The following is a 22358-nucleotide window of genomic DNA, read 5'->3' on the forward strand; positions in this document are numbered from 1 at the left end:
TTGTACTTAGCAACTCCATATTTGATCCCAAATTCACGACTCCGTCTCCCCAAACGCAAAAAGCACACTCCCCCAGTTCTTGGAGAGTGTGCTTCACCCGTTACTTACATATTTACTTAAGATCTGTTGCGCTTTGATTCGCATCCCCTACTTCCTGCCATCCCCATAAAAGGCAGCGATACAGACTGCCCTGACAGCCGCAAGTCTACTACAATTCCTTCATGCTGCAATTCTTCACTCATCTGAAGAGAGTACATAGATGTTGCAAGATCGATAGAGCAGCCACTAGCGGCCATTTTGGAAACTATCCCAAGTGTTCCATCGCTCGAACCATCATCCATGAACGTTACTCGCAATCGTTTTCCGGTTAGAAGAGCTTGAAATGTCAGTGCCCGAATGTACCATTCCACAACAGATTCATGATTGCGGGTAATAAAAATATAATGAATCCATTTTCCGGACTGCGGTGTTTTACGCACCTTCTGCCGGTTATGCAACATATGAATCATCACTGCAGCGGATACATAAACAACCGCAATCCATATCAACTGGGCTACCATGGAGATGCACCTCCTCTGTATACCAACACTATATGCCGGCATTAAAAGGTCGGTGACTGCCTAGAACACCCATCAGGGAAGCAAGCTGTGTCTACTTAATTTCTTTCCTATATGTAACGTATTACTGTGAAGCTTCTACAAGGTTACCCAGCCATATTTAATCGAATTAATAACAGCTTGAGTCCGATCATCCACTTCCATTTTTTGCAAAATACTGCTAACATGGTTTTTAACTGTTTTTTCACTAATGAATAAATATTCACCAATCATTTTGTTGCTCTTACCTTCAGCCATTAGACGCAGCACTTCTGCTTCACGACGGGTCAGAGGATTGTTGTCGCCAGCAATAAATTTAACACCAGCTTCCTTCACCACTGTATCTGTAGTTACACCAGTCTCGTTAAGGTAAGTCATACGCCGCAATTGATTGATAAGCTTTCCAGTAACCTTTGGATGGATAAAGGCATGTCCTTCACAGACCGAACGAATGGCATTAATAAGGGATTCGGCCTCCATATCCTTCAATAAATAACCATTGGCGCCCTTACGAAGGGTCTCAAATACATAACTCTCATCATCATGAATGGATAAAATAATTACCTTAACCTCCGGGAACATTTCCCGAAGTTTTTGAGTGGCTTCTACGCCATTCTCAACAGGCATATTGATGTCCATCAATACGATGTCCGGTTTAGTCCCGTTACAAAACTCTAATACCTGAATACCGTCGCCGCACTCCCCTATGACCTCGATATCCTCCTCCATATTCAAAATGCGTTTCAGCCCTTCACGAAAAAGCTGATGATCATCCGCCAAAAGAACCTTAATGGGCGTTTTACTAGAGTTTAAGTTCTCCATCACACTACTCCTTCCCCTTCTCCACATTCGTCGGAATATGGATCACGATTGTTGTCCCCTGATTCTCGGCTGATACAATTTCCATTCTTCCTTCAAGCAGTTCTACACGTTCCCGCATACCTACTAGCCCGAAGCTTTCCCGATTACCTTGCTGATTTTTTAACTTTTGTACATTAAAGCCTAATCCGTTATCTTTAATCACAATCTTAATTAACTGCGCTTGGTATGTAATCTCCACCAATACGAAGCTTGGGTAGGCATGTTTTGCTGCATTAGACAATGCTTCCTGAACAAGACGATATACCGCCGCCTCCATCGCTGAAGATAGTCGGTGTTCCTGTCCCCGGGTTTCCAAAGTCGTCCGCAGTTTCGTCTTCTCTTCAAAATCATGCACATATTTCCGCAAAGTCGGAATCAAGCCCAAATCATCGAGAGCCATCGGTCGTAAATTAAAAATAACCTTACGCATTTCTTCCAGGCTGTTACGAACCTGCCCTTTTAAATCTACTACTTCGTCCTGCACCAGCCCAAATTCCTGCTTTACCAGCATTCTTTCTACAATTTCCGTCCTAAGGACTAGATTTGCCAGCATTTGAGCGGGACCATCATGAATTTCCCGGGCAATTCTCTTCCGTTCTTCTTCTTGAGCCAGGATAATTTTGAGTCCGATCATCTGTCTGTTCTTCGCAGATTCGACAATTCTCGTCACTTGGCCTAGTTCTCCCGACAAATATTCGAGCACTACGCTCATTTGCGAACCAATTGACTCTGCACGCTCTACAGAATTTTCGACACTGCGCACTCGCATTTGTAATTCATCACGTCTGCTTCGAAGATAGACCTCTCGCTCACGCGTCATCATGAGTTCGAGCTGAAGCTCCGTAGCCTTCTCATAAGCAATACGGATATCCTTCTCTGAGTAGCGGACAAAGTCCCGGCTGACCTCTGTCAGCCGGATTCTGGAGCGGTGATACTGTAGCTCCAGCTTGTCTACCTTTTTCAACGTTTCATCCGTTTCGTCCATGACCCGCTGCAGTTCCTTGTTGAGTGCAGCAAGTTCATCACGTGCAACCTGCAATATTTCAAAAATCTGATACTTGCTGCTCTCCATCACGTCGATGGTATTTTTAATAACGCGATCAATCGCATCGGCTTGAAATTCCACGGATGCTTGCCCCTTTTCTATCGGATCGTATTAAGGTTTTCCTTATATATTAACATATCACGATTCGATAGTTACGGTCTTCGTTTTCTGTTCCCATTTTACAGTTAATCCTAACTGTTCAGAAACCAGTCTCAGAGGTACTAAAGTCCTACCCTGTAAAATAATAGGTGCTACTTCAGCACTTTGTCGCTTACCATTTAACAGGTATTCCTTTTTATTTACCGTCAGATCCAGTGCCTTGGCTCCGCGCAACACCATGATCTTCTTATTCACCTGATCCCAGGTAGCATTCCCTCCAAAAGCATCCAGCACATAACGGATCGGCACATAAGTACTGCCGTCTTTCACAATTGGAGCTACATCAATAGCCTTCTTATTTCCGTTTACGGTCATTGCTTTGGAGCCGATGCTCATCGAAGCCGTACCCTTTGGTAACCCTGCATCACTGGAAAGTGAAGGCATTGTGAAGGTGATATTATCAAAAGCAACGGTACCTGTCTTCGCCCGTTCATCCTGGCCTTCCTCTACGTTGACTACATAAAGTCTCTTCAGCGTAGCCGGGAATTTAATCCCTGATCCTGACAAGTCGATGTTTATGTTCTTCCAACCGTTCCAATCGATAATCTTCGCAAGATCTACATAGGCTGTAGCTCCACTATTGTCTACAAACTCAGCACGCAGCCAATTTAAGCTCATATCGCCCATCACATCAACTGACATCGAAGTTGCAAGCGCTGGAACGGCTTTTCCACTTGTGCCGTTAAGTTGAGCATAAGCGTACATTTTACCGCTGCCAGCCGTCATATCATAACTGAGTGACAGCACCTTGGAGCCTACTCTTTCAGCCGATCCGTCTACTATTGTTGCAGTCCCCTGTACCGCTGGCACATTGGTAGTAAAGTTGACTGGATAACTTACCTTCTCGAAATCTTCCCATGTTGTAGCTGCTGCTGTCGATAATACAACCGCTGTGCTAAATCCATCATAACGAGCAATAGCGTAACCTGTAGTAACCCCTGCATCCACAGAGTTTACAGTAAGCTTGCCATTTTGCACGACTCCCTTAAAGCCTACAAACTCCCACTTCAGCGCTGAATCTGGAACGCTTATGGTTGCTCCACTCTTCGTAGAGGCCTTTACAGGGACAGATACAGTTGTCCCAGCTGTCAGTGGCGCTGTAGCAGTGCCTACACTCATGCTGGATAGATCATCTCCACCCAAGACTGTAAGGGTTGTAGAAGCGCTTGCTACGCCGCTTTTAGCCGTTAAGGTAACGGTGCCTGGCTTCACTGCCGTTACTTCTCCTGCACTTACAGTTGCGCTTCCTCCGCTTGATGTCCAAGTAGGATTGCCTGCTGCTACATCTATAGGGTTATAGTAAGTGTCATAACCTTTTAACGAATAAGTAGCCTTTTGTCCAACTAATAGCGAAGTGCTTCCGCTAATTTTAATTCCTTTTACTTCACCTTGTGGTGCGTTAGTATAAACACCAAGCGCGTTAACAATGCTGCGCTGCTCTGTGCCATACTCTGTATTAAAGGTTAGTGTGGCTGAGCTTTCACCAAGAGGCCGGTCTACCATCGTTGTAGAGCCGCCTCCGTCTAAGTTAAGACCTTTCCAGACTCCAATATTGGTCATAAAAGATTGCAGCTCGGTCAATGACATTCCTGAGCTGTTGCCATTTTTTTCAGTAGCTATAATATAAACATAACGTCCATCCTGAGAGTATCCTAAAGCCGTACGTGCACGATAACCGCCAATACTGCTAGTCGAGCGAGAGAACGTTGCAGCTTTTCCGTTATTTACAAGAATCGTATGTCCACCAATCATTGTTTGCAGATTAGCAGGATCTAGCGATTGCTGCGTAGTCTTGGATTTCAGGGAGTACACACTTGTTACTGGTTGTCCTACAGTCAGATGGGCAGTAACATACCGTGCGGCTAAGCCATGGGCCCGCAAAATATAAGCTCCCTTTGGAACCGCTGTAGGAAGCGCAGCATTTTCAGATATTTGAGTAACTACGCCGTTCTCAACGAGCACCTCTGTCGGTGTGGTTGAGCTGTTTTTGGGACGATCGAGTGCGGTCCATACATCCGTATAGATGTACATTGCATTAGCATGGCTATAAGTAGAGCTTCCACCTTCAGGACTATAAGCACCTTTATTGATACCGGATATCTCAAACTGTGCGCCGTCAGGTGCGGTTATCATTCCTTCAAAGCTGAACTCATCAATAAGAGGCTTGCGGTCCTTAGTCACTGCAAAGGCATACATTCCATCCAATTGCGAAGGGGTGGAAACCAAGACACCACTGGATACTTGTCCACCAATCGGAGCGCCTTCCCCGCCTGTATTAAAATAATCTCCGTTTACTGCAGCCACGGCTCCAGTTTCCTTAGCCATCCCGCCAGTACTTTGACGTGTTGTCAGGTTTCCACCTTTACCTGTCATAACATCTAATGAAACATATGGATTGTTGAGGTCAACGCGAATAACATCCGCCAAGCCAGAAGCACTCGCTCCTGAACGTGTAGCCGTATATTTGTATTTCATCATAATGGCGCCCGAAGTAATTACTTCTTCTCCCAGCTTGCTTACTTTAAAATTAGATGTGGCTGCGGTAGCAATTGGTGTGGAACTATGACCAAACATAGCTAAGCCTTCACTGCCAATTACAGGCATAATCCACAACACACCTGCTAATGAAGCGGCAACCCATTTTTTAGTAGATGATAATTTTATTCCCCGAACAACTTCTCTACTCTTCTTCTCCATGAAAACTTCATTCATTTCGACGTAACTCTCCCATCTCTTTTTTACTCTTCAAGTCCGTTATCAAAAGTCTGGAAACTGGTTCCTATTTTTCTAGTACTCTTTTAATAGACTGAAAATAAGCGAAAAAGTTGCGAAATTGAGAGATTTCAAGCTTTATAGAGTCTCGTAGCACAAACTATTAACATAAAAAAAAGCCCAGCAGAATGCCAGGCTTTACCAATCAATTTATTCTACAAATAATCTGTTTGCTTCAGCATCCGATGCAACATCACAGCAGCTTGTGCACGAGTGGCATTACCCTGAGGTTGGAACTCACTTGTGGTCATTCCCAAAATAATCCCCGATTGCACAGCTTTAGCTACGAATTCTGCACTTTGATTCTGAATTTTGGACTTATCCTTAAAGCGAGCCAGTGTTGAGGCAGAAGTGCCGCTTAATGTAATAGGATGTTTGGTGTATTCCATTGCCCGAATCATCATGATTGCCATCTGCTCACGAGTGATATTATCATTAGGCCGGAAGGAGCCATCTGTGTTCCCTGTAATAATACCAGCCTTAGCTGCTGCACCAATATAGTCTCCAGTTTGTGTAGAAGGCTGCACATCCCGGAAGCGCTGTGCGGTCTCGCGATCGCCTAGCAAACCGAGTCCCCGGCTAAGCATTACTGCAAACTCTGCACGGGTAATCTTTTTTTCTGGACTAAATGTAGTCCCATAACTGCTATCGATAATAGTTTTTGCACTAAGCTCTGCTACGATCGAACTACTCCAATGCTTACTCATATCTGAGAAGGCCCGGGTTGATATAAAAGTTCCTAACACCTGATTACCCTCCGTACGAGCACGAATAATCGTATAGCTACCTACCGTACTTACTTTTGTTGGCAGATAGGCTGCATCGTAATAGGAAAGATCCAGTCTAGCAGCAGATGTCTGCGCATTGTTCAATGAAGAAGTTGTACGCACAGTGTATTCTCCAGGTACCGATAATGCCTTAGCATTAGAATAATTGCTGCTTACTATCGCAGTCACCCGGACATCCATAAGACTAGTAACGCTCTGCATCCCCATAGTTTTTAGCTTTTGCTCAAATGGGGAGAACGTACCTGCCGGAACCTTTTCTAAGCGGAACACCAGCGAGATATTTTTACTGTCTGCAATCAAGCTAGTCGCTAATCCGTTCATATCGATATCGTCTAGTCCTACGCTATATAAGTGATCGCCATAACGTATCATAAATTTTGTGGTTTTACTGCGATTTACAGCATCAAGCAAAGGCTTTAAAGGAACAGTCACATAGGCCGATTGTTCTGTAGCAGGCACCTCAAAAGCTAATGTATCACTACTTGCCTTATACAGATATTCATAACTGGCCGTCAGGCGATCTGTGTTTAAGGTATATCTTTTTACAGATTGATTGTATAACGAACGGTCATCCACGATTTGTGAAGAGTCACTCTTCAGCAGCGCGTATTCTTTTCCAAACTCACTTGTTGCAAGCGTCCCTAGATAGGATGGACGATTTCCCGTTCCGGTGCTCACGCCGGTTAGGTTCTTAACAGAGAGAGAAGAGAATGAGGACAATACATTACCGTTCAGATCCTTGATCGTACCTGATCCTGACATATAGGACAAATCGATAGTTTGTCCGGTCTTTACTACTGAGGATGTTGTTATTTTCAAAATATCCCCTGACAAAGTGTAGTTTTGTACACCCATACTGCTCCCATCTGCTCTAACTCCGAACTGATTAGCGTAGAGGGAACCAGATGCCTGCATGTTTTTACTGAATGTAACCGTAAGCTCGTCGCCATTGATGGTGGCAGAACTAATCTCAGGTATGCTAGTTCCGCTGTTTTCCGAGATAGACACAGGCTGCAGGTTAATATAAGCTGCACGGTTTCCATTTAAATCGCTTATTCCGGTAGTCCCCGGAACATAGGATACAGTAACATTCTGATTCACCGTCAAAGCACTCTGGAGCGTTAGCGTGACCTGTGAGCCACTGACCGATACATTCGTAACATAGTTAGGAGTGGTGCCAACAAGCACAGAGAACTGGCTGTTCATCGGGAGGTTTGTCGTTGACAAGCCTTCATTGTAATTCAGAAGGATTTTATTTCCACCTCCGGTTGCACTTTGGAACACGGGTGGAATTGTATCATTACTGTTGCGAATGTAGAAATCTGTGAAATCCGCAATATTTTGTCCAAAAGAATTCTGCAAAGGATAAGAGCCTGCATAATAGGAGACACGAACGGTCTGGCCATTAGAAGCATCGCTATTTAAGCCTAAATATACAGTGTTCCCGCTAGAGCTTATGGAGTTGACCCCTAGGGATCCCCCATCTGAAGTCACTAGAAACTGACTATGTGCGTAAGAGGAAACTGCCTTTAAGGAGTCATTGAAATTCAACGCTACCGTTCTACCCGTGATCCGTCCATCTTTGGGTGTAGGCATGGAGGACTCGATAGTGTTAGTAACTTGCTTTGAGCTAAAGGTGCTGGCTGCATTTCCGCTTGGATCTTGAATGGTCCGCAGACCCCCTGTATAGCTAACCTTCACATTCTGTCCAACCGCTACCCCTGTACTGAGTACCACATAGGCGCTGTCTCCCTGGATATAGACACTTTCAATTGTACGACTCTCATCATTCACCGTAGCACTAAAACTGGAGATCAACAGTGCAATGGAAGAGTTGAGGCTCTCATTGTATTTTAAACGAATGGTCCGATTGTTCTCGAGTGATGCAGATGTGAGCTGTGGAGCTGTTTTGTCCTGAGACAAGGTCCGGAAGCTCCATGAATTTTTTCCGCTTAGTCCATCATAGATAACATTAGCATCAATAGCGTCTACAAAAGCTCCTTTAGCAATATCAATATAAAAGGTTGAGTCGCTATCTAAAGCTATTTTAGGTGTAATTACATATTCGTTTGCAGCAGTTGTACTCCGGTTAACAGTAACCGGAACCTGTGCGCCGCCACTTTTATAAAGTGCTACGCCATTTTCCACAGCACTGTTATAATTCACATTACGATTGAATGTGACAGAAAATGATCTGTTGTTAGCTATGGATTCACTCCGGTCAGCTGGATTTAGCGCACTTACGTTAAGTCCTGTCAAAGAAGCCGTTGTAAATGTCCAGGTATACGCACCCGAAGCCGGAAATACATTTCCGTCTTGATCGTAAAAAGCTCCCTGCGGTATCGTCACCGTATACTGCGTACTGTTTAGCAAGGGTGATGCTGCTGATGCTGGAAGCAATGTTATAGTTCTGCTGCTTCCTCCTGTAACGGCTGGGGAGTTTACATTAAGCCATCTCGTTCTAGCATCGTTAGCTGCACCTGGAGATACTGTTATGGTTCCAGCTGCAGGCATCATAGGACGATCAAATGTAAGCTGTAGGGCTCCAGTGGTAGATACCCCACCTGATCCGTTTGCCGGTGCAGGAGTCACTGGAATCTCTGCCACACCTTTAGTAGAGAAGCTCCACACATCACCGCTTGAAATCCCGGAATACGTTCGATTATCAACATCCTTAAAAGCATAAGAATCTATAAGAACATAATAGTTACTTCCGGAGGCCAATGTTTTATCCAATGTTAGTTTAACTGTAGTAGAGTTAGCATCAGTCTGAACGTTGACTCTAGTATCATCATCCTTAATTTTGAACTCTTGTACGGTTGCATTATCTGCAGACGACAAAATTCGAATGGAACCTCCACCTTTTATCAGGTTTTTATTTAAGGTTAGACTTAGCTCCTTAAGGGCTCCTGCATCCACTCTTGTATTATTAGCAGGTGAAAAGTTGCCTGCCGTAATCGCTGTATTACTCTCAGGCGCAGTAGTAAATGCCCATGAAGTAACACCTGACTCATTACCATCATTATCCTTGAACAACCCCTTAGGGATTGTCACTGTATAAGTCTTGTTTGAAGTAAACTGTTGATTTAGCTTAAGCTCGTAATCTTTTGAACTACCAATTAGACCATAACTACCAATAGGAATCGTTAAAAAAGGTGAGCTATCACCTTGACCCGTAATAGTAATTTCACCTGACTGCGGGTTTACTTGACGATCAAAGCTCAGTCTAAGGGATGATCCTATACTTACATAACTTGCTCCAGGCGCTGGTGAGACTGTTATACCAAACTCTGATGCAGCGTACACTGCTGAATTCCCTATTCCAATAGCAGGATAACCCGAACCAAGTACTAACTCTCCCGCTAGAATAAGTGCCGTCCATATTGAAATTTTTCTTTTCATTCCGTGATAGACTCCTCTCAAGCCATACTATCGTCTTTATGTATATTCTTATATTTCGGCTAAAAGGCTGGCAAAGTTTAGTAGTCTACTTCTCTATGGTTAGATTCACTAGCCTTGCTCGTTTTCGCACGCAAAATAACCCGCAGAGCTGACACCATGGCCAACTTGCGGGTTAACATATTATAAGACCGTATGATGAATTACAACCCTGCTTGATCTCTTAGCAATTCTGCTTTATCTACGCGTTCCCATGGAAGATCAACATCAGTACGTCCGAAATGACCGTAAGCTGCAGTTTGTCTATAAATCGGTTTACGCAAATCAAGCATAGAAATGATGCCCGCAGGGCGAAGATCAAAGTTGTTGCTGATCAGTTGAACCATTTTCTCTTCACTGATTTTACCTGTTCCGTATGTATCCACATTTATCGAGACAGGAGTAGCTACACCGATGGCATAGGCAAGTTGGATCTCACATTTGTCGGCCAAACCAGCAGCTACAAGATTCTTAGCTACATAACGAGCCGCGTAAGCCGCAGAACGGTCCACTTTAGTTGGATCCTTACCTGAGAATGCTCCGCCGCCATGACGAGCATATCCGCCGTATGTATCGACGATAATTTTACGGCCAGTTAGACCAGCATCCCCTTGAGGACCCCCAATAACAAAACGTCCGGTTGGGTTAATAAAGTATTTGGTTTCTGCATCAAGCAGTTCCGCAGGAACAACAGGCAAAATAACATGTTCTTTAATATCCGCCTGAATTTGTTCAAGAGAAATTTCCTCTGCATGTTGTGTAGATACTACGATAGCGTCTACGCGTACAGGTTTTTCATCTTGATACTCAATCGTAACTTGTGTTTTACCGTCTGGACGAAGATAGTCCAAGGTTCCGTTCTTACGAACTTCAGATAAACGACGTGCAATACGATGTGATAAAGCAATCGGCAGTGGCATCAGTTCAGGTGTCTCGTTCGTAGCAAACCCAAACATGAGCCCTTGATCGCCTGCACCAATATTAGCTGTTTCTTCAGCTACTTGAGCAGGATCACGGTGTTCTAAAGCAGAGTTAACACCTTGGGCAATATCAGCGGACTGCTCGTTAAGAGAACTCAACACAGCACATGTATTATAGTCGAAACCATATTTTGCACGTGTGTATCCAATTTCTTTGATGGTATTGCGTACGATGGCAGGAATATCAACATACTCTGATTTGGTACTGATTTCCCCGATCACCAGTACAAGACCTGTTGCTACTGCTACTTCGCAGGCTACACGTGCATTAGGATCATTAACTAAAAATGCATCCAATACCGCGTCGGAAATCTGGTCACAGATTTTATCCGGATGCCCTTCCGTAACGGACTCAGAAGTAAACAAATGACGCCCTTTAATAGACAAGTATAACAACCTCCCATATGGTTAGTCTGACACTGTATAAGGGATTCCTTAATGATAACAGGCCAAATAATAAAACTAAATAATATAAATAATTCAGGTTTGCCTGATTTCTTTTTATGAAGGATTTTTGCAAAATTTGATGCCTACATTCACTAAACTCTTCAAAAAATGAACCTTTTCCATATGGAAAAGGTTTAAGGCTTTCCTCAAAAGTCATATTATCTTATTTAGGGGGTGGTGTCAATTAAACACAGAACCCCCCGTGAGAGTATGAATATTGATTTCACGCTATAAAAAAGCAATATCAGATAAGGAATAAGGGCATCCTAACCCCTGATATTATTGAAAAAGAGACTGTTCAGCTTGCTTAATGAGTCTCTTCGTAATTTCTCCTCCAACAGACCCATTATCCCTTGAACTTAGATGCCCAAGGTACTGACTACGGCCAGAACCACTACCTCCGACTGCTCCTAACTCAGAAGCAAACTCCGTGTCTGCCCCGCCTCCATAATGAGCCCCATATAATCCAAATTCAGCTGCAATTTCATATTGCATTTGTTTCAGCATTGTCCGACTTTCAGGTACGACTGTACGATTATTACGTGCCATGTTACAGCACCTCCTGTGAATTTGTAAGATTACAGGAATATTGTGCGTCCATCACTTAATCTTCAATCGCGCCAATGATTTGTAACTTTGGAAAACAGTTTGAAGGTATGATTACGTCTGTTTACGGGCATTATGAATATATATCATTACACATTATTTCAAGGTATATCCACCACGAACCATCACAACAAGACCAAGTGTTTGACCCTCTTGAACAGTTATTCCACGACCATCACGAGGGAAGGACAATAAGTGGTTAGATGGTGCAGCTAGTCCATTTGTTAGATCTTTACCATCTGTTAAATCTGCCACACCATTCGCATCTTGTGAAACGATTACTGCTTTACCCGCGCGAACGATAAATTCAGCGCCTGCAGAAGCAATTAAAGTTTGGCCAGGCTTCACATCAACAATCACAGATTCATTACTGCTATTTTGACCAGGTGTAGCTACTGGCGCTGTGGTTGCACTAGGCGCAGGTGTAGCAGTCGCTACCGGAGTCGTCACTGTACCACCTGAAAGTGCTTTCTGAATTTGCTGATCTACGTAGCTTTTCGTAACTACAGGATCATCCGTTGTGCCAGGCTGAGAACCAACACCTGCACCTTCAGCAGTAATATTTAGCAGAGATCCAGCCCATACACCACCAGCCAGCAATACGGCTGCGGTTGTTACTTTCCATACCGATTTCAAAGAAGTTCCTCCTCATTATTGGGGATAAAAACCTATAAAAAAAGAATAGCCTCCGAAGAGGCTATTCTGTGCTTCGGTAATCGGAGATTACTTAGCGGAGATTTCTGTTTCGCCTTTGATCTTGTTGCCATCAGCATCGAAGATTGCAGCGTCTTTCTTAACTTTAACAATGATTCTGTTAACACCGTTGGCGTTAAGATCAAGTTCTTCTTTAGCACCAGCAGCGGAATCAATGATTTTCTTGGAGAATTTAACAGACCATTTTCCTTTATCAGATCCGTATTTAATCGGAGTGATAGAAAGAATGTTTTCTGATGAAATTTTGTTGCTAGAATTAACATCAGTGTTGATGTAGAATTCCAGGTTCGCTTTCAAGTCAGCTTCAGTTGTAGCTTCATTCAGGTCTTTGGAGAATCCGAGAATCAGTTCAGTTGAACCTCCGCTGGATACTACAGCTGAATCAAACGCAGGGCTAATTCTGCTAGTCAGCTTACCTTTTTGTTGTGCAACTGTACCATCGATTACGTTACCAGCAGTATCAGTAACACCATTCACAGCAAAGACATAGTCTTTAGTTTCTGTGATGCTGGAGCTAGGGATATATACATATGCACGAGCACGGGTTGGGTTAGTAGCAGATGATACTTCTTCGCCTTTTTCGTTCAATGTTTTAATTGTAACGTAAGAAGTGCTTGGAAGACCAGCATTGTTCAATGTGTAGCTGTTTTTATCAAGAATTGTGGATGATTTCAAACCGCTAGCATCAAACAGATCAACAGTGATCAAAGCATCACCATAAGTGTCATCACCAACAGATTTGCTATCATAGAACTTGATAGGAGCAGCGCCATTAACAACCAACAATTCTGGAGCTTTATCGTCAGTTGAAGTAGATCCGATTGTTACAGGCAATACTGCAGCAGTCAGTTCATTTGCACTGTAGGATTTATCTACGAACAATCCTGCAGGAATACGCAATGTGTAGCTACCAGCAGTTGGTACACTTACACCAGTGATAGTGAAAGTACTTCCGCTACCTTTAACAAGACTAGAATTGTGAAGTACAGTTGTAGCTTCACCAGTAGTATCATTAATCAGTTGCAGGGTGCCTTTACCTTTGTATACAACATTTTCAGAGAATTTCAGAACCAGACCTTTATTAACAGCTGTAGTTGTGTAAGTAACACCAGTTACAGTAGGAGCTACAGTGTCTTTAGTAAAGGTAATTGCTTGGCTAGCAGCTGTTCCCAAAATGTTACCCAGAGTATCTTTTACAGAAGCTCCGAATACTACAGAACCAGTGAAAGTTCCAGTTGAAGGGAAGCTAGTCAATGGGCTTTGAAGGGTGAACTTCTTGCCATTGTCAGTAGTCAACACTTGGAACGTACCTTGGCTTTCACCAACGGAGTTCAACAAGCGAACATTACCAACCAAAGAAGCACGATCAACTGTTTTGTCGAACTCAACTTCAACATACTTGTCACTTACTGGAGTTACGCTCTTGATTACTGGAGCAGCAACATCAGAAACTACAGTTACAGTAGTTTTGATTGGGTTAGGATTAGCTACATTACCTGCAAAGTCAGTAACGTTAAGCAACGATACATCGTAAGTTTTGCCGCTATCCAATGTTCCTGCAGACAATTTATACTCAGTGTAAGTATCATTTGTTACAGTTACAGTAGCAACTTGACCATTTACGTAAGCAACAATACCAGTAGTTTTAACTGGTTCGCTGAATTTCACGTATACATCTTTAGTAGTTGCTTTTGCAGTAGAGCTAGCAGAAGCAAGTGTTGGAGCAACTGTATCAGCAACAGTGATCAGTTGTGTGTAAGCTGGGATAGCTTCAGCAGATGTTGTTGTTACAGCATCGTTAAGAACTACAGTGTAGTTACCTTTAAGGAATTTAACTCCTGGCAGGGTAATAACAGCTTCAGTGTTGTCAGCGTTGAAGGTAACATTAGCATTAGCTACTTCGTTAACATCACTACCCACTTTAGTTACTTTTACTACGCCGTCGATAACTTTGCTGGATTCAGCCAGTGTATCAACATCGATTGAACGGTTAAATTTGATTACTACTTGTTTAGCATTTGGAGCTTCTGCGGAAACAACCTTAGGAGCTGCCAAAGTTACTTTTGTAGTGTAATCATGATCATTGTGTTTGAAGTTGATTGTAGTTTCAACGCCTGCTACAAGAGCAGTTGTCAATTCAACAGTTGTAGTAGTTTTGTCAGAGAAAGTAACAACTACTTTAGTTGGGCTCAATGCTTCAGCAGAAACGATTGTAGCTGCTTGGCTCAATTGATCCACAGCATAAGCTGTTTCAACTACCAAAGAACGGCTAGCGTTAGCTTTGAAGTTAGTGTCTTTAGCAACCAAACCTGCATTGATTACTGCTTGAGCATAACCTTTAGCCCATGCGGATGCAGAATTATCAGTTGTAGTTGGTTGTTCCAATTTCAAAGCGCGGAACAATACAGCCGCAACTTCTTCAACTGTTACTTTACCGTTGTAGTCAAAGATACCTTTAACAGTATCTTTACCTTGCATGTAGTTTACTGCAGTAACAGCTTCGATGTAAGGCACAGCCCAGTTCGATGCGTTGTAACCTTTGTCTTTGTAAGACAATTTGTTAGTTACTTCAGTAAGGTCGAACAATTTAGTAACGATCTTCGCGAACTCAGCACGAGTAAGATCTTTTTCAAGGTGAGCTTGACCATCTGGGTATCCGTTGAGAATACCTTTCGCTGCCAAAGCATCAAATTTTTGTTGCGGAGTTGTTGCTGCGTCACCAAACGCTACAGAGGCAAACATCGAGAATGCCATTGCTGTAGATAATGCTACGGATAAAATTTTCTTCATAACCTTTTTTTCTCCTCCTTGGACGTTCATAAACTGAGATTTTTCTTTAGTTGAGTAGCTCATGTCACTCATTAGCCGATGCACCCCCTTTCCCGAGTTGAGCAAATTAAGTATAAATAATGTCTGTGACGGGTATCACAGAAACTGGTAAACGATTTTAGGACATGACAATACTAGATTCCTAATTATACCTAAGTATTATACAATGTGCCTCAAGTCACGTAAAGCTAATTTTTCCATTTTGTTAAATTGGCTTTACCAGCGGTTAATTTCAGCCCCTGTGTAAATGACTCTACACCTTAAACGCAGAAGATTTGAAAAAGTTGCGGTTTCTCAAAAAAAATCTTCTTTTTTATATTTTCCGGTGTGATCCCATTAGAAGATACATATGTATGTTCTACTAACTATTGTTAATCATGGGTGCCTACGGAAAACAGTATATCATAGTCGCTTTCTAAACGTCATTATGCAATATTTACTAAGAATCATTAACACTTGTACTATTAATTTAAACATTCCTACAAAAAACAAAAAAAGCGCCGTTGCCGACGCTTGCTTCTATTACATTGTTTCTAACGAATCTTCATAGATAATTGGATCAATTCCTGACGCTTCTCAGGACTCGAGTTCACATTGTCATACATTGCATCAATAGCTGCGCGGTTCTCGCGGTAGCTCTTCTCATGCTTGATTGTAGTATGAGACCATTCGATCAGAGCATTCTCAGTAACAACAAGCTCGTTGTATGAATCGTGGAATCCTGTTGCTTGCACCAGTTCTTCCATGACCTCTTGAGTGATCTCCTGTAGTGCCCGTTTAGCTGCAATTTCCTTCTCCAACACTTTTGCTCTATTCTCAAACATATTCTTGGCTTTCATGTAATCCAACTGTGCTTTTGATAAAATCGGTTTCATCGATGGCTTTCACCTTTCAGAAAATAATATTTTCTACATTATTGTATCGTAAATCGGTGCAGATTACAAAATTTATGTCGCTGGTAATTGTTATCTTTACATCAAAACTCCGACCTACGAATACTTTTCGCAGGCCGGAGCACTTTTTTTTATTCTTTAGTTAAAGTTCTTAGGGAAGATGCTTGTACTCTTCTGTAAGAGTGCCACAGTAATCTTACCGGCCTCTGCTCTAGTCAACTTACCCTTCGGGTTAAAGTTATAGACGGGCTTCTTTTGGCCTGTAACGGTCACAGCACTTCCTTCCATAATCTTAGCTTTAGATATAGCTTCAATTGCAGGACGTGAGTAGAAATCCATGTTGCTTGTATCAACAAATGATTTGCTTAAGCTTGCCAACAGTTTACTGTCATTCAACGACATCTTGAGTTTCAACGCCCTAGCTATCATTACTGCGGCTTGTTCACGTGTTAAGGCTTGATCAGGCCCAAAGAAGCCATCACTGAGGCCTGTAACAATACCTGCCCTAGCAGCTGTCTCAATGTGTTTGAAATCCCATGTGGCCGCGACGGCTTCTGGCACAATATCAAAGAAGGTTTGTTTATTAGCATCATAGTTCAAAGGAATACTTAATGATTTCACCAACAATGTAGCAAATTCACCACGAGTGGTCAAATCATCCGCCCCGAATGCATCTGCTCGAAGATTAGTCATAAATCCTTTGGAATACAATCCATTCATTATATTTCTGCCCCAAGGATGATTCGTAATATCAACAAAACCACGGCGCAGCTTCATAACAGTGTAATAACCAAATTCATCGAATGGAACGGTGATGGTATGTTTTTTCGTATCTACGACCCCGCCCAAGTTCTCCCACTTACCTGAATCTGTATATCGGAATACTGTAATAGTCGATCCCACTTCATCCACAATGCTGGAGTTGAAAGTAAGCGTCAATTCACCACGTTGGGAAGGTACGATTTTTCTTGTTTGACTATACTGCGTAAAGTATCCAGTCTTTCCACTGGCATCCACGAAATGCGGGGTAACCCCGTTGGTCTCAAGATTAACGCCATCATTTCCTAGACCACCACTAAGCCAATAGATATCCGATACTCTCGAAAAGTTATTAGTAGAAACGGTTGATGTAAAGCGTAGAGCAAGATCCTGTGGAATCACAAGCTGCCCGCCCCCGCCTTCGGTTCTGTCGTCACTACCCGTTACGTTGATAATGTTCCCGTAATCATTCTTACGTTCAACAACGCCATCAGCGGGATCCGCGATACCAAACAACAGTTTTGTATTAGGATAATATTTTGCAGCACCAGAGCTAGTATATCCCTTCATAATCGTACCTTTAGGGAAGTTCAATTCCAAGGTTTTATTAAAGACACTATACTTCGTAGCTACCTTCTCCGCCATATATTGTGTATCAATCTGCACTGCACTAGCATAATACACATTTATAGTATCGCTTATTGTGGAGTTAGCACGAACCACTTGTATCTTAATGGGATTCGATTTGTCTGCTTTTAAGCCCACATAATCATAGGTGAAGCGATCTTGATTTGGCAAATCCGTACGTTTAATTGCTTCTTCTTTGCCAATTATTACTTTAGTGGCACCTTCAGCCTCAATATCAAAACGAACAAAGTTTTTGTTAACAACAATTTGCTCACCTACCGTCGCTACAGGTGACAGAAGACGATATGGAGCAACTTCCCGCACTACTTCAAGACGTTGTGTAGTTCTTGCCCCTGTTTTGTTAATAAGCTCTAGGGTATAGACTTGACTTCCTGGGGCATCAAATTTAATGTCACGTAATCTTAAAATAAAGTTTTTAGCACTGCCAATGTAGTCATAATACAGACCATTTGCAGCCACTTCATCAGGATAACGTTTAGGACCAATAGGTCCATCCGATTCCGTACCGTCAATTAGCAGCTTATCCTGCCCCGTCGAAGTAAACACCAGAGTAGAGCCCTGATAAAGATTCAGCGTTGTAGCACCACTACCTTGTAGTACCAAGTCGAATTTATCTTTGTTTGTTGTATATTTTTCATCCTTATATACAATCTCAGCCGGCAATGCCAGCATGGCATTACGCTCGACTTCATTAGAAAGGGTTGTAGTTGTAAAAGGTAAACGATTATCCCCTAAAGTAGGATGGAATTGTTTTACCCCAGAAATGTTGGTATCAATGATGTAAATTTTAAGTTCTTTTTTGATAATACGTTGGTTACCAGCATTATCTCTTGAGACTCCAGTAAACACGATTTTATTCTCACCGTATACCAGTGGTCCCGTCTGACTGATTGTCACAGTGAAATTAAAAGTTGTTTTATTTACTGTTGAGTTTTTTTCTACTTCAAGCTTAAAAGGATTGCTAGATAATGAGTTACTGTCTGTACCGTTAATTTGCACTTGTGCATTTTCTATATTTTCGAACCCGATATATTCCCCAGCGACATTAAGTTTTCTTTCTACACTGGAATCGAATTCGTAGGTCTGACCATCTTGCAGATTACTTACATATATATAGTTTTTCGATACATATGAAATATCAGCATTATAGAAGGATTCGGATCCTTTATAACGGAATTGTACCTTTTGTTGACCATTAGAGAACCCTGATATTTTATAAATATATTCATTTGTTCCTGTGCCTGCAGTTACATATTCTATGGATAGTGGTTTATTACTCAAAGGCAAATAGTTTGCAGTTATATCTGCTGGGGTTGTTGATCTATTTGTCTTCGCCATTATATAGAAACTATCCGTCTCTAACTGTTGGCCATTCAAAGGCAATTTAGAGATATTGGTAAGATCACCTGAGCCTGTATATCCAGGAAGGTAGTACATTTCTGTTATAACAGTCTCATTTTTCAAAAATTTATATGAATAAAGATGAGAACTGCTGTGGCTGCCATAATCTACAGACAATTTAAAGTCATTTACACCCGCCAAGATTTCTAAATCAGCTGCAGTCTTAAATTTAACCAATTTATACGTTGGCGTAACGCCATCAGGACCAGGAATTGTTAATTCTTCTGTCACAGCACTAATCGTTACAACTTTTTCGGAACTATTACCTTTATTAAGAGTTAGCACAGCATTTGTTGCAAACGGAGCCACGTTATATGGAACTAAGATCTGTCCAGTAAAACCTGCAACACTTGGAGTCAAATCAGCAGTCAACGTAGGCACATTATCATTTAAGATATTATAGTCCGCATTGTCGTGGTTGATGTTCAAAGAAGCGTACGGTTGATCCTTATCAAAGAAATATACGGATCTGTCTATTGTTATTGAATCCGAAGCATTTTGAATAACAATCTTAAGCGTACTTAATCCCGGACTCAAGTTCAGCGCGGGGGTGAAAAATGTTCCGTCTTCCAATAGGGAAGTTTGTAATGCAGTTCCTCCATTCACGGAGACACTGACTTTAGTGGCATTCGTTACTTTACCTTGAAGAGTAACTGTAGATACTGGTACAACAACTTGTGTTCCTTCATTTAAATTAAGCGCAGAAGGACCACCCAAAACTTTTAATTCTGTTACATAGGGAACTTTATCGTAAAGAACATAAAATGATTCTGAACGTTGGAGATTCCCTTGCATACCAGAAAAGGTCACCTTATTAAAACCTGTATACAAAACAAGACCAGATGCTACAAAACGGTTATCCGGGCTATTGGTATCTGTTGTTACCGCTCCCGTAGTCAGATGAGTAGCATCTGTTACCCATTTATTAGATTGGCTATCTTTTGTAAGCTGCTCTACAGTAACCTTCATCGTGGAAGATGTTACCTGAGAGTAGGTTCCTGTAATTGAAAAGGTAGGGCTACTTACTTTGTAAACACTAGAACGGTCAATAAGTCCCTCAGGATTAGGATTAGCTGTTGTTGCTACAACATCCTGTTTCAACAGAACAGTATTACGTAATGTGAGATCATCCGGACTGAAGAAAGTCGTGGAGCTCGTGGTAGCCGCTGCCGCTATGGGCGTGTATTTACCTGGGAACATAGAAACGATCAAAGCCGCCAGCATCAGCCAAACGAACGGTCTCTTAAAGCGTTGCATGTGTTATATCTCTCCTTTGAGTATAAATTCTCGTAAACCTTCACTTTGTTCTTTATCGGTCATAGGAAGCGATATTTTTAGGGAAAACAACAAAAAACTCATCCGAAAAGGGATGAGTTTTGTTAGTTATAGAAAATATTAGAATAATACCATCAATAAATTAAGATTTGGAACCTCTTTCCGGATTAGCCTTCATACGAATTCTTAAAAAGAAATCAATCAGCGGACGTTTAGTCTTACCGATCAAACCTGTAACTTCCGCACCGATCTGCAAGAAGAAGAGCATGATGCAGATGACTACGAAGGTAACCCAGTTCGCCTCGTAAAGAGCGGCAGAGGATTGAATAACAGCTAAAACTCCAAAAAATGCAGCAATACCATAAATAATGAGCACAGTCTGACGATGACTAAAGCCTAGCTCGCGAAGGCAATGATGCAAGTGACCTTTGTCTGGTGCAAAGATTGGTTTCTTCTGCAGCTTACGGCGCACGATCGCAAAGAACGTGTCTGACAACGGTACACCAATAATAAGCAAAGGTGTAATAAACGAAACCACGGCAATCTGTTTAAACCCTAGCAAAGCAAGTAAAGCTAAGCAGAAGCCTAAGAACAGCGATCCCGTATCCCCCATAAAAATCTTGGCGGGATGGAAGTTGAAGAACAAGAATCCGATTATGCTACCCAGAAGCAACAGGCATAACATGGCAACCATCGTGTTACCCATCAAGAAAGCCATTACCGCAATCGTAGCAATCGCAATCCCTGATACACCAGCAGCAAGCCCGTCCAACCCGTCAATCAGGTTAACAGCATTGGTGACACCAACAATCCAGAAAATCGTAAGCGGGATAGCAATCCAGCTTTCCAACGAAGAATACGTATTGTTAAATGGAATATTCACAAAATCTACAGTAATACCAAAACCGAAAACTACAATACATGCTGCGACAATTTGGCCCAGCAGCTTCAACTTTGCTGATAATTCAAATCGGTCATCCAAACCTCCGATAAGTACAATCAGTCCGCCGCCACACAGCAGCGCTTTGATGAAGTTGGCCTCCCGCGGAGTGAACTCATATGGAATAATCGGCAATACGGCAAGCAGGCCTAACACAAACGCCAGAAAAATAGCTAATCCGCCAAGGCGGGGCATAATTTTCGTGTGCACTTTACGAGCATTCGGCACATCTGTCGCACCAATCTTAATGGCGAATTTCTTCACCAAAGGTGTGAGGCCAAGTGCGAGTCCCATGCATACGATAAATCCAGCGATGTATATGATTAACATTTGATCAGTCGACCCCCATTTCTCTACCGCATTGAATTATACGCTGTTACAAAAACAAATTCCAATCCCTTTTTTAGGCTATTCATCTGATTTTCTAGGTGAATATCGGCATTTGACTAGACTTTTGTTACTTTATCTTTCTCACGCACCACTTTTAATGCGAATTTCGGCAACGCAAGCATTCTTTTGTACCGCGTAGGCTCTTTTAATAAACGGTACAACCATTCAATTCTCATTTTTTGGAAAACTTTTGGTGCTCTCTTGCTCTTGCCAGAAATTACATCAAAGCTGCCGCCGACCCCCATCATGATCGGAACACCTAACTTGGATTTGTGTTTTGCAATCCATGGTTCCTGACTATCCGCGCCTCTGGCCACAAATAATAAGTCAGGATTGGTTTTAACAATTCCAGCAATAATCTCATCATCCGATTCCGGACCAAAATAACCGTCATGATATCCTGCAATAATAACACGCGGATATTGCAATTGTAACCTTTCAGCGGTTTCCTGAATCACCTCAGGTGTAGAACCAAGGAGATATACCTTCCATCCATATCTTTCACCCTGTTGCATCAATTCATGTAACAGGTCAAAACCAGCTACCCGTTCGGTTACAGGCTCCTTACAATAATTAGCAGCCCATACCACACCGGTTCCATCTGGGACAACTAATTCAGCTGACTTCATTATCTCCATATAAGCTGGATCTTCCAAAGCAGCCATAACCATAATCGGATTAGCTGTAATCACTTGATGCGGGATACGGGTATGAACCGCCTCTGTCAAATATGCAACAGTTGCTGCCATATCAACCTTGGAGACTCTAATCCCAAAAATAGGAACTGTAGGTACCGCGCTTTCTGCTTTCACTTTAG

At 42.3% G+C, this 22358-nt stretch carries 13 protein-coding genes; all 13 read right to left on the minus strand.

The features are described 5' to 3' along the window. Window positions 1-116 precede the first annotated feature (116 nt). Window positions 117-560 carry a glycosyltransferase family A protein gene (locus MHI15_RS11910; protein ID WP_076123908.1) on the minus strand — a complete coding sequence of 148 codons (444 nt, stop codon included), beginning with the start codon at window positions 558-560 and terminating at the stop codon, window positions 117-119. A gap of 135 nt (window positions 561-695) precedes the next feature. Next, window positions 696-1418 (minus strand): response regulator transcription factor, encoded by a 723-nt coding sequence (locus MHI15_RS11915; RefSeq protein ID WP_036681509.1) that lies wholly within the window; start codon window positions 1416-1418, stop codon window positions 696-698. Window positions 1419-1422: 4 nt separating this feature from the next. Beyond that, window positions 1423-2583, minus strand: coding sequence for a sensor histidine kinase (locus MHI15_RS11920; protein ID WP_036681511.1), 1161 nt, complete (start codon window positions 2581-2583; stop codon window positions 1423-1425). Window positions 2584-2640: 57 nt separating this feature from the next. Then, a complete protein-coding gene (locus tag MHI15_RS11925) occupies window positions 2641-5373 on the minus strand; it encodes a stalk domain-containing protein (protein WP_081387162.1) in 2733 nt (910 codons plus the stop codon). A gap of 215 nt (window positions 5374-5588) precedes the next feature. Continuing rightward, window positions 5589-9623 (minus strand): Ig-like domain-containing protein, encoded by a 4035-nt coding sequence (locus MHI15_RS11930; RefSeq protein ID WP_341164442.1) that lies wholly within the window; start codon window positions 9621-9623, stop codon window positions 5589-5591. Window positions 9624-9823: 200 nt separating this feature from the next. After that, window positions 9824-11026 carry a methionine adenosyltransferase gene (gene metK, locus MHI15_RS11935; RefSeq protein WP_036681514.1) on the minus strand — a complete coding sequence of 401 codons (1203 nt, stop codon included), beginning with the start codon at window positions 11024-11026 and terminating at the stop codon, window positions 9824-9826. A 339-nt stretch (window positions 11027-11365) separates the two neighbouring features. Further along, window positions 11366-11635 (minus strand): alpha/beta-type small acid-soluble spore protein, encoded by a 270-nt coding sequence (locus MHI15_RS11940; protein WP_036681516.1) that lies wholly within the window; start codon window positions 11633-11635, stop codon window positions 11366-11368. 153 nt (window positions 11636-11788) lie between these two features. Beyond that, window positions 11789-12328, minus strand: a complete 540-nt coding sequence (locus tag MHI15_RS11945) for a hypothetical protein (protein WP_341164443.1) — start codon at window positions 12326-12328, stop codon at window positions 11789-11791. An 87-nt stretch (window positions 12329-12415) separates the two neighbouring features. Continuing rightward, entirely contained in the window at window positions 12416-15268 is a 2853-nt protein-coding gene (locus MHI15_RS11950) for an Ig-like domain-containing protein (protein ID WP_076307531.1), read from the minus strand. A 500-nt stretch (window positions 15269-15768) separates the two neighbouring features. Then, window positions 15769-16110, minus strand: coding sequence for a hypothetical protein (locus MHI15_RS11955; protein ID WP_036681520.1), 342 nt, complete (start codon window positions 16108-16110; stop codon window positions 15769-15771). Window positions 16111-16266: 156 nt separating this feature from the next. After that, window positions 16267-20193 (minus strand): S-layer homology domain-containing protein, encoded by a 3927-nt coding sequence (locus MHI15_RS11960; RefSeq protein ID WP_340011503.1) that lies wholly within the window; start codon window positions 20191-20193, stop codon window positions 16267-16269. Between the two features lie 160 nt (window positions 20194-20353). After that, window positions 20354-21481 carry a glycosyltransferase family 4 protein gene (locus MHI15_RS11965; RefSeq protein WP_036681523.1) on the minus strand — a complete coding sequence of 376 codons (1128 nt, stop codon included), beginning with the start codon at window positions 21479-21481 and terminating at the stop codon, window positions 20354-20356. A 116-nt stretch (window positions 21482-21597) separates the two neighbouring features. Next, entirely contained in the window at window positions 21598-22353 is a 756-nt protein-coding gene (locus MHI15_RS11970) for a WecB/TagA/CpsF family glycosyltransferase (protein WP_036681526.1), read from the minus strand. Window positions 22354-22358: the final 5 nt, after the last annotated feature.

The organism is Paenibacillus sp. FSL H7-0918 (assembly GCF_038007025.1).
Classification (GTDB): Bacteria; Bacillota; Bacilli; order Paenibacillales; family Paenibacillaceae; genus Paenibacillus_AQ; species Paenibacillus_AQ odorifer.

Bases quoted from the DNA above. Each gene is read 5' to 3' on its own strand.
- MHI15_RS11925 (WP_081387162.1), bottom strand. From the start codon at position 5,373: ATGAATGAAGTTTTCATGGAGAAGAAGAGTAGAGAAGTTGTTCGGGGA.
- MHI15_RS11950 (WP_076307531.1), bottom strand. From the start codon at position 15,268: ATGAGTGACATGAGCTACTCAACTAAAGAAAAATCTCAGTTTATGAAC.
- MHI15_RS11940 (WP_036681516.1), bottom strand. From the start codon at position 11,635: ATGGCACGTAATAATCGTACAGTCGTACCTGAAAGTCGGACAATGCTG.
- MHI15_RS11955 (WP_036681520.1), bottom strand. From the start codon at position 16,110: ATGAAACCGATTTTATCAAAAGCACAGTTGGATTACATGAAAGCCAAG.
- MHI15_RS11960 (WP_340011503.1), bottom strand. From the start codon at position 20,193: ATGCAACGCTTTAAGAGACCGTTCGTTTGGCTGATGCTGGCGGCTTTG.
- MHI15_RS11965 (WP_036681523.1), bottom strand. From the start codon at position 21,481: ATGTTAATCATATACATCGCTGGATTTATCGTATGCATGGGACTCGCA.
- MHI15_RS11910 (WP_076123908.1), bottom strand. From the start codon at position 560: ATGGTAGCCCAGTTGATATGGATTGCGGTTGTTTATGTATCCGCTGCA.
- MHI15_RS11915 (WP_036681509.1), bottom strand. From the start codon at position 1,418: ATGGAGAACTTAAACTCTAGTAAAACGCCCATTAAGGTTCTTTTGGCG.
- MHI15_RS11930 (WP_341164442.1), bottom strand. From the start codon at position 9,623: ATGAAAAGAAAAATTTCAATATGGACGGCACTTATTCTAGCGGGAGAG.